We start from the raw sequence: 14951 nt of genomic DNA on the forward strand, positions 1-14951 counted from the left end.
ATCAAAAAAACTTTAGCGTTTGGCCCCATCCGGCGCCCCATTCCGCCCCTTTTTAATTGACATGAACCGGCCTTCAATGTATATTTATGTTTACAAAATTAAGAAGGTGATTATGGATATTAAAAAAATTGGCACATTCAGTGCTATTGTTGCCCTATGTTTCTTTTCCGCCTGTAGCGACGACGGCTCCACTGGCGCCATAGAATGGCCCGGAGAAAAAACGGCTCCGCTCGCCGAATGCACAATGCCAGCATTCCTGAAAAAAAGCGACAAGGTTGCCCTAATTTCGCCCTCGTACACCACCCCCGATTCCAACATCCAAAAGACCGCCGATGTCATCAAGGAATGGGGATTCACGCCCGTTATCGGCAAGAACGTGGGCAAACTTGAAGCAGGCAAATACGCCGGCACCGCCGAAGAACGCGCCAAAGACTTTATTACCGCACTCAAGGACACAAGCATCAAAGCTATTCTCTGCAATCGAGGCGGCTACGGCACCATTCAACTGGTCGACCTCATTGACCCGAAACTTGTGAAAAAGAACCCCAAGTGGCTTATTGGCTATAGCGACATCACCACGCTGCACGCCATGCAGACCAAGGCGGGCGTCATGAGCATTCACGGCACCATGAGTTCAAGCATCGCCAAGACCGCAGGCAAAGACGACAACAGTACACTCCTGCGCGACTTGCTCAAGGGCGAAGTGCCGACTTACAAGGTCCCCAAGCACAAATACAACCAGAAGGGCAAAGCCGAAGGCATTCTCGTAGGCGGCAACATGACCACCTTCGTGCCACTCATTGGCACAAGCGACATCGATATTTTCCAGAACGACGGAATCATCTTGTTCATGGAAGAAATCGGCGAGAACCTGCGTAACATCGACCGCATGTTCCATTCCATCGAGTTGCATGGTGTCATGGAAAATGTACGCGGCGTAATTCTCGGCGAATTCGTAGATTCCGGCACCGATCTCGATTACGAAAGCACCGAGGCCATGCTTTCAAGCTACCTCAAGAAATACGACATTCCTGTGATGTGCGGATTCCCTGCCGGTCATGACGATGTGAACTTGCCGCTCGTCATGGGTGCAAAGGTTGAGATGAATGTAACCGACAAAGGCGCCACACTCGCCTTTGACATCGGCGGCAAAAACAAAGACGTCGATACAGACAAACTCACAAACAAGACTACCCTTTCGAAGGCAATTCGCCTGATGCTTTCGGGTAAGATTTTTTCAATTGAATAATTTTTGAGATGTTTATGGATTTCAAGAAAAACGTCATTGCAAGCATCGCGCGGCAATCCATTTTTGCATTATCGTTAACCCTGACACTAGTCGCCTGCGGCGATGATTCTTCGTCATCGGCTTCTGACGATTCTAAAGATAACGCCACGATTGACGTAAGCAAGATGTCGATTCGCGAAAAAGTGGGACATATGTTCTTCATTCGCCCCGAAGCGCTTGACACGAGCATTCACTGGAACGAATACGCGGAACTTCCAGATTACAAGCTACAGCACGTGAACAAGACCATGCTCGCCATCAACAAGAACTACCCCATTGGCGGCATGATTCTTTACGCCCACAACATTGTAGACGAAGACCAGCTCGGCGAATTCATTGCTGAAATCAGAAAGTTGAATGGCAATCCGCTCCTTGCCATCGACGAAGAGGGCGGCCGCGTTGCCCGTATCGCGAACAACGAGAACTTTGACGTTCCCAAGTACGAAAGCATGGCCGCCATTGCCGAAAGCGGCGACCCGAACGAAGCCTATAAGGCGGCGTTCACCATCGGAAGCTACATCAAGGAATACGGTTTCGACATCGACTACGCCCCGGTCGCCGACGTGAACACGAACCCTGAAAACATCGTCATCGGGGCGCGCGCCTTCTCGGACGACCCCGAGACCGCCGCCGATTTTGTGGTAAGTTACCTCAACGGCCTCGATTCCGCAGGCATTATCGGCACGCTCAAGCATTTCCCTGGCCACGGCGACGTAAAGACCGACACGCATTCCGGCTACGCCGAGACCAACAAGACCTGGAAAGAAATGCTCAAGTGCGAAATGATCCCGTTCAAGGCCGGCATCAAGGCAGGCGCCCAGATGATCATGACCGCCCACATCGCGGCTCCGAAAGTCACTGGCGACGATCTGCCCGCGACACTTTCTCCTGTCATTCTGCAAGACAAGCTCCGCGGCGAACTCGGTTTCAAGGGAGTCATCGTGACCGACGCCATGGATATGGGCGCCATCACCACGCAATTCGGCAACGCCGAAGCCGCCATCAAGTCTATCCAGGCAGGTGTCGACGTGGTGCTTTGCTCCCGCGAATTTACACAGGTATTTGACGCTGTCGTCAAGGCCGTCGAAAAGGGCGACATCAAAGAATCCCGCATCGACGAAAGCGTCAAGCGCATCCTCGCATTAAAGAAGAAATAACTCTTCAGCATTCACAAAACTTGCATACAGAAAGGGCCCCGGCTTTATCGCCGGGGCTCTTGTCTTACAAACTTATTGCCATAACGTTACTGGCATTTCATGCGACCATCTTTCTGCTTTTCACACCAGTTGTCGCAAATAACGGGGTGGTAACGGTTGCAGATTTTCTGGGCTTCGCGCTTGAGAATGCTTGACTTCTGTTCCTTGAGGTAGTAGCGGCTCACCAAGGCGCTCTGACACTGTTCAATATCCGGCCAGTCACGGTCGGCGCACCAGGTCCACAGATATTCCTTGCAGTAATTATCTTCCGGATTCACGATGCAAAGCTCGTACAAGTTGTAGCAATCGGCAATCTTGTTGTTCTCGAAGTTGCTCGCCACACAATAACGCTTGAGGCCGTCGGCGTAGGCTCTGGACTTGTCTTCCGCATTGATCGTGTCGGGCAGGAACATGGACCACTTGGTGGTATCGAGCATCATGGCGGCCTTCACGTTCGAGGCATAGCATTCCTTAGAATCCCTGCTGTATACAGAATCTCGGTAGGTTTCGTAGGCATACCTATTCTGATTCGCCAAGTCACCTGTCCAATTGAGATCAATTCCCGCGCAGTAAATATCCTGGTAAAGTCTGCAACCCTTGGAATCCCAGCTATCCGAAAGGTCGCCCTCGGTATTGTAGCAGTTGTGATGAGCAATGTGCTTCATGTTCACGCCCTTACCGTTGACATGCAGCAACACCGTCGCCTTAGACATTCCGGTAAACACGCCCATGCCGTTTTCGATATTGGATTCCGGAATGATGCGCGAGTCGTTCACCGATTCCTTCACCTTGTCTATATAATCGATATAGGATTCATCTGTCGAATACAAGTCCACAGAGACATCGCCCAAGGGGAGCATCATGTTCATCAGGTAGGCGGTGTCCAGCGCACGGAAATCTGCCACCTTGCGGTTCGAGGTAAAGCCCAAATTTTCAGTCAGTTCCAAAGGGTCATGAATCGCAATACCGCGGTAGCCTTGGTCATCTTCGTCGGTAAAGCCCTTGAACATGTTGTTGATGGTCGTATTCTGCGATTCGGCATTACCCATGTCGTAATTCATCACCGCAATGACGCCTCTCACAGACTGATCGTAATCCAGGGCGCACTTCACGAATTCCATGTCCATGGGAAATTCCAGGAAGTCTATTTCGAACCGGGGACTATCCTCATCGTAAGCCATCCACTCATAGTCACCATTTTGCAGAGGAACATTCAAACCCTTGACTTTAACAGCTGGCGGAATAACCGCCTCCGCCTTGTAACGGGATTTCACCTTGTGGCCCAAGCTGTCCCATTCGAAGTAGGCTTCTAGCTTGTAGGTCTCGCCGATAACGCCTTCGTAAGTATCGCCGCCAAAGCAATTCGGCTTGTGACTGTAACGTCTCAAGACAAGCGTCGTATCCGCCTCGTCAATACTGCTGTAATGACTGTCAAAATGGCCCGATACCGTTACGTAGGCACTGTCGTAAAACGCAAAGTTTTCGGCCGCCGTTTCGTCAAGTTCGTAAACCTTCGAAAAGCAGACATAAGGAGATTCGCCACTGATAACGTAGCCGTAGGTGTAGATACCCGTGTACACGTCGCGCTTTTCGGGGTAATATTCCCACGGACCGTGAAAATCGCACGCCACCAACATGAACAACGCGCAAAGAGCGAACGGCAAAAAACGACGAGATGTAAGCAATTGTTTCATTGTACCCTGCAAATTTACATATTTGAAACACCTATACACCGCAAAAGTGTCACCACTGACAATTGTTTTTTTAATAAAAAAAGAGCCGCACCTTTACGATGCGGCCCCCATTCAAGCTTTATAAGGCTTATCCGAAAATCTTGGCGCAGAGTTCCGGTGCAAACTTGGACAGGTAACCCTGAATCAGGAGGATCGAAACCAGCAGCGGCAAGACCCACTTGAAGTAGATTCTAAATGCGGCGTTGTACGGAATCTTGTAACCCTTACCGGCGTTCATTTCGGTAAAGAACTTTTCCTGACCCCAACCATAGCGGCTAGAGCAGAAGATGGCGATGAACATGCCACCAGCCGGGAGCATGGTGTTGCTCACGATAAAGTCTTCAAGGTCCAGAACGCAGCTGCCGGGGCCGAACGGTTCAAAGCCCGAAAGCATGTTGAAGCCGAGGGCGCAAGGGAGCGAAAGCACGAACACGATCAAGATATTCCAATAGGCAACCTTGCGGCGTTTGAAACCCTTGAGGTCCATCCAGAACGACACCAGGTTTTCGAAAACGGCAATCAAGGTGGACATGGCCGCAAACGACATGAACAGGAAGAAGGCGGCACCGAAGAATCTACCGGCAGGCATCATGGCGAACACGTTAGAAAGCGTCACGAAGATAAGGCCCGGGCCCTGACCAGGAGACTGGTGGAAGGCAAAGCAGCTGGGAATCACAATGATGCCCGCGACCAAGGCGACGACGGTATCAAGAATACAGACGCTCGTGGCTTCTTTTGCCAGGGAATGATTCTTTCCGATGTAGCTACCGAAAATAGCCATGCTACCGATACCGAGGCTCAAGGTAAAGAAGGCGTGTGCAAAGGCGGCAAAGATAGCCTCGCCCAGCCCCTTGCCCGATTGCGTAAGGCGTTCCAAGGACGGCAACAGGTAGAACTCAAGGCCAGCCGTAGAGCCGGGGAGCGTCACGGCGCGAATCGCAAGGATTACCATAATGACAAGCAAGCAAATCATCATGCCCTTGGTGATGCGTTCCACACCCTTCTGGAGGCCAAGCGACACAATAAAGAGGCCAATGACAATGGCAACCGTCATCCAGAAAATCATGAGGCCCGGATTTGAAAGCATTTCACCGAAGCCAGCAGCAATCTGATCCGGAGTACCCATGAGGAACTTGGGGTCGGTAACCATCTTGTAGAAGTAATAGAACATCCAACCGGTCACCACCGAATAGAAGGCCATCAATATGTAGTTGGCCGAAATCAGCGGGAACTTGGCCCAATGCCACTTGGTGCCCGGTTTTTCCAGGTTGTCGAATGCGCGAGCGATACCGCTCTTACCGCCACGACCCAAGGCAAGTTCTGCCATTAAAATGGGCAGGCCCAAGAAGAGCAAGAAGCCGAGGTACGGGAGCACAAAGGCCGCTCCACCGTACTGGCCAGCAATGTAAGGGAAACGCCACACGTTGCCCAGACCAATGGCACAACCGGCGGCAATGAGGATAAATCCGAGTCTTGATTTAAAGGTTTCGCGTTCCATAGTATTAAAAACTATAGAAAAATCTAGACCCTTGTCAGCCCCACTTTATTCAAAATGCTAGAAATAATACTCGTAACTGAGCATAACCGGCAAGAACGGGAACTGGGTAACTTCCGTTTTTTCGGGCGGATTCTTGCTTGTATCGTAGAATGTGTAGAACATATTCTCGTGATCGGTTACGTTAATAAAGGTCCAGCTAAAGTTCCACTTGTTTTCACGACCGATATCGATAGCCTTGATATCGACACGGAAATAGTCCGTCTGGCGGGCGGCATTGCGGCTACCCGGCAACACCACTGTCGCATCGGTATACTGCTGGTGACCCATATCCTGCGACACGTAGTAACCCTTGTATTCGCTAATGGGCATGCCCGCTGAATACTTCATGATAACCGAGGTTCGAATATACATGTCCTTTTGGGTCGGGTGCACCGTCAACGCATCTTCCGGGCCGCGCCAGTTAATGCCCAAGTCCATCTTGAGGGCATAAGGCTGATGCCAGCTCGGGAAATACGGCTTGGTGCCGTCATCCGTCTTCATGACGCTAATGCTCTGGCTCCAGTTAATGCCGCCGAACCACCAGCCCTTATCTTTACGCAGCGAAAGTTCGTAACCGAAGGAATAGCCTTCTGCCGTTCCGAAGCCATCGGCCAGCACAAAGTCGTCGGAGGCGGTTTCATCGTTACTGTCCAGCACAGACACAAACGTATTCAGGTTGCTTTGGGTCTTGTAGTAAACGCCCACGGTCGCATCGTAATCTTCCATAATGCCGCGCTGGCTATATTCCGCGGCAAACAGCCACGAAGACGCCGGCTCGATATGCTTGCCCTTGGTAGTCGTGGTTGCCGGGTAATAGAATTCGTTCAGAGTTTCCTGGTCGGTATAGACAAGCGCATTCAAGTACTGCAGGTAATAACCGCCGTAGAATTCCAAGGTCTTGTCGTCGTCGATATTCACGGTCAAGGAGGCGCGCGGTTCTACGCCAAAGTCTTTTGCAGCCGTCTGGTAATTAAAGCGAAGGCCGTATTGCAACAGGTAATCGGGTGCAAACTTCCAGGCATCTTGCAGGTAGCCCACATGGTGGAAGGGTTTCTGAATATCAGCCACGCTGATGGTGGACATCTGTTCGCGGTAGCGCTCGTAGATGTATTCCAGTTCGTAGCCGGCAGTGAGCGTGTGGTTCGGAATGCCGCGATAGTTAACCCACTGCTTGCCTGCGAAGGTGTAAAGGAACATCTCGATAGACATCAGTTCACCGATTTTCATGGTCTGGTAGAACTCGCTGAACGCAAGAGTCGCGTTGTAGTCCCAGTCGCCATTGATGCGGTGCGTAATGTTGAGCGGAATGGCTACGTTACCCCAGTCCATATAAAGCGGGTCAAAACTCAAGCGGTCTTTACCGACATAGAAGCTAAGTTTCATGCGGGTGTCATCGGTAAAGTTATACATGAACGTGCCCTGCACGTCTGTAAATTCGTAGTCCAGGTTCAGGTCGATAATGTCGAGGGCGTTCATCAAATCGAGCATGTAGCCGATGTAGGTGGTACGGCCTGCCACCACCCAGCGTGCAGGGCCCTGATGGCCTTCGGTATGGAGTTGCGCCGCAAACGTACTGATCTTGATGCTTGACTTGCTGAACCATTCATTGACGGTATCCTGACCGCCGGCGCGGCCATCCATCTTGAGCACGGAACTCAGGCGGTTACCATACTGCGCCGGGAAACCACTCTTGTAGAATTGCACATCGTCAATGCCTTCGACCAGGAAGGTACTGAACAGTCCGAAGAAATGCACCGGAGAGTAAACGACCGCGTTGTCGAACAGGAAGAGGTTCTGGTCGGCGGCTCCACCGCGAACATAAATCTTGGAGCTGAAATCGGAGCTGGCGACCACGCCCGGGAGCGCCTGGATACTCTTGATGACGTCGGCTTCGGCGAGGCTGGGCATACGCTTGATGGACTTAGCCGACACTACAGATTCGCCGGGCTTGCGCTTAGGGCGACGGCGCAGCTGGACTACGACTTTCTTGAGTTCGGTGACCTTGGCGTTGTCGCCGCCAGCAAGGAGGGCATCGACATCGACGTCCTGGCTTGCGGAATCTTGCGCCAGCGTATCGGGGCGTTGCGGGGTGTCCCCACCCCCGCTAGAAGGGGTAGCGGATGCCGTGTCAGCGGCAGCAGCGAGGGGAAGGCCTTCCCCTTCTACTATAGAATCGGGTTCTGCAAAAGCCTCGCCCAGTGCCTGCGAGAAACTGCGTTCAGCGCCAATGTACTTGAGTTCGTAGCATTTTTCTTTTTCGGCGCCCGCCGTGTCCGAATTCGTGACGCACACATTCCAAAGGGTATCTTCGGGAAGCACAATGCTAAAGGGCGTGCCCACGGTGGTTTGCAGCGCCTCGCCCGATTCCAGGATTTCGACATTGAGTTTTTCGCCTGGGGCAAACGAGGAATCCTGTACGATTCCGTTAAAGGTGATTCCTTGGGGTGCAAGCGAATCGGGCACAGGTTCTTGTGCCACGGCAGCTACACTCAACATAGCCAGCAACAAAGCAAAAATTTCAATATAACGTTTCAAAATAACTCGCGTTCTAACAAAAATAGCAAATAGGAAACCCTATTTGCTATTGTAACACTATAAGGAGCAAAAAGTGTCACTTGTTTTTTAGAATTTTCTTTTAGAATCTTCCCACAGTAATGCCCGAGTAGAAGCCGGGCCACCAACGAGCCTTATGCTTTTCGCTACCAAAATCGTCGTGGTAGTTGTTCCAAGGCTTGAGCCAAATCTCGTCCGCATCGCCAATCGTCGCCCAGTTCAGCGAGCCACCCACCGTAAGGCCTAACCCTGGGAACAGCTTATGTACAAAGCCCAAGCGCAGGCGGTGGTGGTAATTGTAATTGTTTTCACCGCTGAAAGCAACATTTTCGAAGGCATTCAGGAACATGTATTCCAACTCAAAGTGGTTGCCGTACTTGCCGAACTGCGTACCGATACCGTAACCGCTTTCGTAGCGGTCTTCAAAGCGTTTGAATCCTTCACCCTTTTCAAAGGGACGAGCCCATTCAAAGGCGGTGTAGAAATAAGCTGTACCCAAGTGGAGCGAAAGATCCAGAGCACCCATTTCATTCAAGGATGTAGTTGCAGACCATACGCCGTTACCCACCACGCTAATAAAGCCGACCGGAGTCTTTTCGCATTCCAAGCATACGTTCACAAAACCCACCTGGCGACCCTTGGACTTGGGAGCCACATTCACATAGCCCACCTGCGTGCCGCCTTCCCAAGCCGTGGCATTCACAAAGCCCACGCCTACACGGGAATTGACCGCCACGTTCGTAAAGCCCACCTGAACATCGGCGTCCTTAGCGACATCGACAAAGCCCACCTGCACTTTGGAGCCCATATTTGTGTTCACAAAGCCAACATTAGTCTTGCTGTATTCAGAAGCATTCACAAAACCCAGCTGCAAGTATCGCATGGTATCGAGAGCGGCGTTCACAAAACCGATCTGCGCACCTTCGGATTTTTCAGACGCCCAGTTGATATAGGATAGCTGCAAACCATCAACGCTTTCGGCATAGTTCACGGCACCCGAAATCTGCGCGCCGTCAATATTTTCGTTCGCGATATTCAAGATACCTGTTATTTGAATGCCTCGCATATCTTTACTTGCGCTGTTCACAAACAAGCTCACCTGCGAACCGACCATGTAGTCTTTCGTCTTGGTGGCAAAGAGACCCAATTGCACGCCCTTGCGCGGATCCTTGTCGCGATCGTAAAAACCAAACGTTGTGCGGGAAACTCCGTTGCGGTCAAGCGAATCCAGGGAGCATTTTGCCGTATCGCCATTAGCGCAAGAACGTTCGCTCTTGATTTCGCCGCGAAGAGCCGTCTTTTCGACAGCGACCGCCGTGAACTGCTTTTTGCCGAGACGCGCACGGTTGTTGTCATAAAGCGTGATCGACGCTTCCTTATATTCGGCAGGACGTTCCAAGCGTACGCTGTACTTGCCGGCAGGGAACCCGAGGCTCATGGCGCGACCAGATTTCTTGTAAAGTTCGGCGACAAGTTCACCCTTTTCGTCGCGAATGAACAAGTGACCGTCTACATTCTCGTCCAATTCCAAGCCTGCGCTCGTGCTGCGCAAATCCGTCATCACCACATCCCCGGTGCCCGCCAAGTTCATGTCGCGGCTGGGGTGCTGGGCGCCACCCATGGTGGCTTCGGTCTTCTGGAGAGTTTCATTGAAGGCGAACTGGTAAGCTTCAGAAAGCGTCACCTTGCCGTCACCGCTCGCATCGCCTGCGCCGCGAAGGCCGCTCACCAGCGAATGCGTAAAGAAGGAACCCTTGAGTTTGTCGCTTTCCTGGCTAGATTCATCTTGAGTGCTGCTGGTGATAAAGGCGTAGCCTTTCATGTCGCTGCTTTTGTCGACCATGAACGCCGGCACAGCGACACCGCCCTTCGCGCGGGTAATAGCACCCGAGCCGCAAGCGTCAATCACGGCAATCTTCACGTCGGCATTCAAGGCATCCACACGCTTGCGGAATTCTTTCCAGCTATAAATTTCTTCACCGAGGCGCAGTCCCTTTTCGTCGGCGTGACCGCTGTAATACACCAGCACTTCTTCGCGGGAATTAGCGTCGGCGCCCTTCGCAGACTTTGCAGACTGCAACTTTTTATCAAGAGATTCCAGCTGGCTCTGCAACGAGGCCACACTCGGTTCCGTCACGCGGTACACATTCTGCTTGGGCACGCCACCCATCTGCGAAAGCACATTCGCAAAGGCGCGGGCATCGCTTTCGGCATAACGCAGCACCGGGCGGCCCTTACCGCCGTTATTCGCACTCACCGCGAACACGTAACGGTTAATCGCGATCTCGCCGGAATTCGCAGCGGCATGGGCATTGCTTGCAGCCGCCAAAATCGCCACCAGGCACACCAGGCAGAAAATGGCAGAGCCCGACAAAAAATCGCAGAATAAAATCTTACCCAAAATCTTTTTCATTTTCTCCCCCTTATTTCCCAACTTTGCGGAGCGTAAACGAAACGTTTTCTACACCAGCCTGCTTCAAGCTCTTGTCAATATCGTTGCCGTCAATTTCAAAAGCATTCTGCGACGTGAGCAAGAAGAACTTTTCGAATTTCGGAGCGTTATCAAGCTTGTAGGCAAACGGAAGCGTCGTCATTTTGCCGGGTTCCAGCTCAATAGCCTTGTTGCCTTCGCCCATGTGCATGGTAATGGTTCCGTTGCCGTCCATGCTAAAAAGCATGCCGAAGCACTTTTGCGGAACACGGTAACGCAACTGGATTTCGTCGCCTTCGTGGGCATCGCCCAGGTTCACCATTTGCACGGCACTGTCGCCCGTCTTTTTCCAGACTTCCAAAGAAGCCTGCATACCCTTGATTCGCGTGCCGTCATCTACATCGGCCATGGCGACTTCCATCGAGGCGACATTGTTGTCGTAAGTCGCCACATCGCGATTCAACACAACCACCGAGAAAATACCCAGCGCAATCACCAACGCGGCAGCCACCTTGAGCCACAAAATATTCTGGCCAGCCTTCTCGGCAGAATTCCCGGCGGCTTCGGCAGCCTCAATGCGTTCTTCAAGATCCGCAAACGGATTTTCCACTAAAAAGCGCTTGCCCTGCAGGCGCATTTCAGCCACGCGGGCGGCAAAGATTTCGTCGCTCAATTCGCGTTCCTGGAGTTCACGCATTTCTTTTTCGGAGAGTTCCCCGAGCAGATAGCGTTCCAGATTGAAATCGGAAATTTTATTGACAGATGTCATCTTTCAACCTCCAGATTCTTGATCTTGGCTTGCAGGGTACGCAAACGCTTGCGCACGCCACTCACCGAAAGTCCAACAGTTTCAGCAGTTTCTTCCAGAGTCATGCCGTCTACATAATGCAGCGTCGCAATCGTGCGGGTCGATTCCTGCTCCTTCGAGAAAATCTTTGCCAAAAGGCCCTTGGCCTCATAACCGTCATCTTCTTCGGCGCAGGCGATGGTGAGCAAGAGTTCGCTCGAATCACAATCAAGCCCGCGGCGTTTCTTGTCGCGAATACGGTTCAGGCAAAGTCTGGTTGCCGTATTCCACAACAAACTCGACGGCTGCGAAAGATCCAAGGTGTCCATGCGCTCGTATACACGCAAAAACACATTTTGCACCATGTCTTTGGCTTCGGCATCGTCCTTGAGCAAAAAGACACAGCGTCTGTAAACCATCGGGGCATATGCCTCGTACAGTTTCGAAAAAGCCATGCGATCAAGGAGATTTTTCCCGTTCATACCATTGTAACACTAGTGGAAGTTAAAAGTGTCACCGCAAATTTAAAAAAAAGAAAGCCCCGCTTGTGCGGGGCAATATCTGTATAAATATTGGGCAAACGCCAATTTTTACTTTTTGGCAGCGGGTTTTGCAGCTTCGGCAGGCTTTGCTTCTGCCTTTTTCTCTGCAGGCTTGGCTTCCGGCTTCTTTTCAGCAGCGGGCTTAGCCTCGGCCTTCTTTTCCGCCGGCTTGGCTTCAGCCTTCGCAGGCTCTGCAGCAGGTGCCACAGGCACGGCTGTGCTGTCGATAGCGGGCACTTCGGCATAAACCTTCAAGAGTTCCACCTCGAACACAAGCATCGCATTCGCCGGAATCATCGGAGGCACGCCCGCTTCGCCATAGGCAAGGGCACTCGGAATCCAGGCCTTCACCTTGTCGCCTTCCTTCATGACCTGCAGCAAGTCCTGCCAGCCTTCAATCACGGCACTCACCGGGAATTCCAGCGGTTCACCGCGCTTGACGCTATTGTCGAATTCCGTACCGTCGAGGAGCGCTCCAATATAGTGCACCTGCACCTTGTCGCTCATCTTGGGGCTAATGCCAGCACCGGCCTTAATCACCTTGTACTGCACGCCCTTCGGAGTCTTCTTGACAGTCGTATCCTTGGCATTTTCGGCAAGGAACTTCGTCTGTTCATCCAACAGCTTCTGGGCCTGGGCCTTTTCGTCGGATTCCTTCTTCTTCTGCATCTGCAAAAGCAAATCCTGCAAGGCGGATTCCGCGGTAGAATCGGCCATCTGCACCGGGCGGGTAGAATCTACCTGGTCCTTGATAGCGCCCATGAGCACGTCCATGTTCAGCGGCACGTTCACGTTCGCAATCGCCTTGCCCAAGTCCATACCCAGCGCATAGCTGTAACGGTCGGTAGGGTTATTCAAATCCGGCAATGCAGACTTGGTATTGGCAGCAGAATCAGTCTGAGCCTCGGGATCCACAGCGGGTTTTTGACCGCCACCGCAAGCAACCAGCACCGAACAGAGTGCCAAAGAAGCCGAAAAAACATGATTAATCTTCATATAATTCCTTGATCTATAGCGAGTTACATCGCAAATTCCAGTGATATACGACACACACAAAAATAGAAAAGGCTTTAAAGAACGCGTCGTGAACACTTTTTAGAACAATCTTTTCGCCCTAAAATGTACAAAATTTTGACTTTTTAGAAAAAATTTTAAGTGAAAATTGTCGTTTTTAGCAAAATTTAAACACTTTTATCCAAATAGGCAACAACTTTCCTTACACAAATGCCGTAAACGGGCGTTTACAAAGGGGTTGCTAAAACAGATTTTTGTTACTAAATTTACACATAAGAGTGAGAAATATAAGGAAATTGTATGAACTACCGTTTCGAAAATTTCATAAATTCGGCCTCCGCTAACAAGCAGGCTTTCGAAAGCTCCATCGAGAGCGTTCGTAGCGAGCTCGATAGCATGGTCAGCTCGAATACCGTTCGTGCAGTCCCGAGCCCTGCCAAGACTGGTTGGCTTAAGGGTTCGCTTTCCTACCCGTGGGTAATCGTTTGCTCCTTGGTTCCGTCCCTCAAGGACATGTTCTAAGATTTAAGAACCTTACATTTTTCAAATTTTGTAGCCTCGCCTTCCGCGGGGCTTTATTTTTTTCTTTGGCGCAAAACTAATGACTAACCCCAGACTCTTTTCTATCTTTGGGGCAAACAATCGCGCACAATGCGCACCGGAGACCTTATGGCAGCACTCATCCTCGACGGCAAGGCCCTTGCCAAGACCACTGAAGAAGAACTCAGCGCCCGCGTGGCGCGTCTCAAGGAAAAGACGGGCAAGACCCCGATCCTTGCGACTATCCTCGTTGGCGACGATCCGGCATCGGCCACTTACGTGAAGATGAAGGGCAACGCCTGCGCCCGCGTGGGTATGGAAAGCATCCGCGTGGTGCTCCCGAAGAACACCACCACCGAAGAACTCCTCAACAAAATTCAGGAATTGAACGAGAACCGCGACGTGCACGGCATTCTGCTGCAGCACCCGGTTCCGCGCCACATTGACGAACGCGCCGCTTTCGAAGCCATTGACGCTCGCAAGGACGTGGACGGCGTGACCTGCCTCGGTTTTGGCCGCATGGCGATGGGCGAACCCGCTTACGGTTGCGCAACGCCCGCAGGCATTATGCGTTTGTTGAAGGCTTACAACATTCCGCTCAAGGGTAAGCACGCCGTGGTTGTAGGCCGCAGCGCTATTCTTGGCAAGCCCATGGCTCTCATGCTCTTGAATGCAGACTGCACCGTGACCATTTGCCACAGCAAGACCGAAAACCTGCCCGAATTCGTGAAGCAGGCCGATATCTTGGTCGGTGCGGTCGGCAAGCCGGAATTCATCAAGAAGGAATGGATCAAGCAGGGCGCTGTCGTGGTCGATGCCGGTTACCATCCGGGTGGCGTTGGCGATATCGAAAAGGGTCTTGACGACGTGGCTTCCGCCTACACTCCGGTTCCGGGCGGCGTAGGCCCCATGACCATCAACACGCTCATTTACCAGAGCGTGGAATCCGGCGAGAAATACTTAGGATAACCCGAGCCTATCGTCTCGTGCGTTCCAGTTCGACGGCGTCGGTTTCGGCAGAATTGGGCGAAAGCATGCCTTTCATGATGTCGCCTACGAATTCAGCGCCGACACCTATCAACGTCCCGACGGTAGAATCGTTTGAAATCTTGCGACTGTCCATTTCGACAGTTGCATCTTTTATGGCAGACTTTTCGTTTTCTTTAGGGTCCGCATAGACAACCGGGCCTTTCTTGTCGCCAAGATCAATGGAATCGGCAGCCGTCGGCGCCTTCTTTTGCACCAATTGGGCACATGCAATGCCCGCAAGCATAAATATGGCCAATCCAAAAAGTTTCATTTTTGCACCCTTCGGTGCAAAATATAGTAA

Annotated in this window: 12 protein-coding genes; 4 read left to right on the forward strand and 8 right to left on the reverse strand. The window is 51.7% G+C overall.

Annotated elements, in window-relative coordinates:
* The first annotated feature begins 112 nt into the window (after window positions 1-112).
* Both QZN53_RS03520 and QZN53_RS03525 read left to right on the forward strand, forming a co-directional pair.
* Window positions 113-1249 carry an LD-carboxypeptidase gene (locus QZN53_RS03520; RefSeq protein WP_163437546.1) on the forward strand — a complete coding sequence of 379 codons (1137 nt, stop codon included), beginning with the start codon at window positions 113-115 and terminating at the stop codon, window positions 1247-1249.
* Between the two features lie 14 nt (window positions 1250-1263).
* Window positions 1264-2445: a glycoside hydrolase family 3 protein gene (locus QZN53_RS03525; protein ID WP_163437547.1), complete on the forward strand. Its 1182-nt coding sequence runs from the start codon at window positions 1264-1266 to the stop codon at window positions 2443-2445.
* Between the two features lie 86 nt (window positions 2446-2531).
* On the opposite strand, the gene QZN53_RS03530 is transcribed toward QZN53_RS03525, so the two are convergent.
* From QZN53_RS03530 to QZN53_RS03560, 7 genes are all read right to left on the reverse strand, one after another.
* Complete coding sequence (locus tag QZN53_RS03530; protein ID WP_163437548.1) at window positions 2532-4178, reverse strand: hypothetical protein; 1647 nt, start codon at window positions 4176-4178, stop codon at window positions 2532-2534.
* Window positions 4179-4305: 127 nt separating this feature from the next.
* On the reverse strand, window positions 4306-5715 hold the full coding sequence (locus tag QZN53_RS03535; RefSeq protein WP_163437549.1) for a sodium-dependent transporter: 1410 nt from the start codon (window positions 5713-5715) through the stop codon (window positions 4306-4308).
* 57 nt (window positions 5716-5772) lie between these two features.
* Window positions 5773-8250, reverse strand: coding sequence for a TonB-dependent siderophore receptor (locus tag QZN53_RS03540; protein ID WP_163437598.1), 2478 nt, complete (start codon window positions 8248-8250; stop codon window positions 5773-5775).
* A gap of 139 nt (window positions 8251-8389) precedes the next feature.
* Window positions 8390-10720, reverse strand: coding sequence for a caspase family protein (locus tag QZN53_RS03545; RefSeq protein WP_163437550.1), 2331 nt, complete (start codon window positions 10718-10720; stop codon window positions 8390-8392).
* Between the two features lie 10 nt (window positions 10721-10730).
* The gene (locus QZN53_RS03550; RefSeq protein ID WP_163437551.1) at window positions 10731-11507 is read right to left on the reverse strand and encodes a hypothetical protein; all 777 of its coding nucleotides are present in this window, start codon (window positions 11505-11507) and stop codon (window positions 10731-10733) included.
* Window positions 11504-11980, reverse strand: coding sequence for a sigma-70 family RNA polymerase sigma factor (locus QZN53_RS03555; RefSeq protein WP_233144195.1), 477 nt, complete (start codon window positions 11978-11980; stop codon window positions 11504-11506). The genes QZN53_RS03550 and QZN53_RS03555 overlap by 4 nt, the downstream gene beginning before the upstream one ends.
* Before the next feature lie 135 nt (window positions 11981-12115).
* Window positions 12116-13063, reverse strand: a complete 948-nt coding sequence (locus tag QZN53_RS03560; RefSeq protein WP_163437552.1) for an FKBP-type peptidyl-prolyl cis-trans isomerase — start codon at window positions 13061-13063, stop codon at window positions 12116-12118.
* Between the two features lie 318 nt (window positions 13064-13381).
* On the opposite strand from QZN53_RS03560, the gene QZN53_RS03565 reads away from it, so the two are divergent.
* Together QZN53_RS03565 and folD are read left to right on the forward strand one after the other, a co-directional pair.
* Window positions 13382-13603: a hypothetical protein gene (locus tag QZN53_RS03565; RefSeq protein ID WP_163437553.1), complete on the forward strand. Its 222-nt coding sequence runs from the start codon at window positions 13382-13384 to the stop codon at window positions 13601-13603.
* Between the two features lie 147 nt (window positions 13604-13750).
* Window positions 13751-14590, forward strand: a complete 840-nt coding sequence (folD, locus tag QZN53_RS03570; RefSeq protein WP_163437554.1) for a bifunctional methylenetetrahydrofolate dehydrogenase/methenyltetrahydrofolate cyclohydrolase FolD — start codon at window positions 13751-13753, stop codon at window positions 14588-14590.
* 7 nt (window positions 14591-14597) lie between these two features.
* On the opposite strand, the gene QZN53_RS03575 is transcribed toward folD, so the two are convergent.
* Window positions 14598-14921 (reverse strand): hypothetical protein, encoded by a 324-nt coding sequence (locus tag QZN53_RS03575; protein WP_163437555.1) that lies wholly within the window; start codon window positions 14919-14921, stop codon window positions 14598-14600.
* Window positions 14922-14951 lie beyond the last annotated feature (30 nt).

Source organism: uncultured Fibrobacter sp. (assembly GCF_900316465.1).
In the GTDB taxonomy this organism is placed as follows: Bacteria; Fibrobacterota; Fibrobacteria; order Fibrobacterales; family Fibrobacteraceae; genus Fibrobacter.

What these genes read in the sequence shown, in the direction of transcription:
- QZN53_RS03525 (WP_163437547.1), top strand. Translation starts at nt 1,264, where the DNA reads ATGGATTTCAAGAAAAACGTCATTGCAAGCATCGCGCGGCAATCCATT.
- QZN53_RS03575 (WP_163437555.1), bottom strand. Translation starts at nt 14,921, where the DNA reads ATGAAACTTTTTGGATTGGCCATATTTATGCTTGCGGGCATTGCATGT.
- QZN53_RS03535 (WP_163437549.1), bottom strand. Translation starts at nt 5,715, where the DNA reads ATGGAACGCGAAACCTTTAAATCAAGACTCGGATTTATCCTCATTGCC.
- QZN53_RS03555 (WP_233144195.1), bottom strand. Translation starts at nt 11,980, where the DNA reads ATGGCTTTTTCGAAACTGTACGAGGCATATGCCCCGATGGTTTACAGA.
- QZN53_RS03560 (WP_163437552.1), bottom strand. Translation starts at nt 13,063, where the DNA reads ATGAAGATTAATCATGTTTTTTCGGCTTCTTTGGCACTCTGTTCGGTG.
- folD (WP_163437554.1), top strand. Translation starts at nt 13,751, where the DNA reads ATGGCAGCACTCATCCTCGACGGCAAGGCCCTTGCCAAGACCACTGAA.
- QZN53_RS03545 (WP_163437550.1), bottom strand. Translation starts at nt 10,720, where the DNA reads ATGAAAAAGATTTTGGGTAAGATTTTATTCTGCGATTTTTTGTCGGGC.
- QZN53_RS03530 (WP_163437548.1), bottom strand. Translation starts at nt 4,178, where the DNA reads ATGAAACAATTGCTTACATCTCGTCGTTTTTTGCCGTTCGCTCTTTGC.
- QZN53_RS03565 (WP_163437553.1), top strand. Translation starts at nt 13,382, where the DNA reads ATGAACTACCGTTTCGAAAATTTCATAAATTCGGCCTCCGCTAACAAG.
- QZN53_RS03540 (WP_163437598.1), bottom strand. Translation starts at nt 8,250, where the DNA reads ATGTTGAGTGTAGCTGCCGTGGCACAAGAACCTGTGCCCGATTCGCTT.
- QZN53_RS03520 (WP_163437546.1), top strand. Translation starts at nt 113, where the DNA reads ATGGATATTAAAAAAATTGGCACATTCAGTGCTATTGTTGCCCTATGT.
- QZN53_RS03550 (WP_163437551.1), bottom strand. Translation starts at nt 11,507, where the DNA reads ATGACATCTGTCAATAAAATTTCCGATTTCAATCTGGAACGCTATCTG.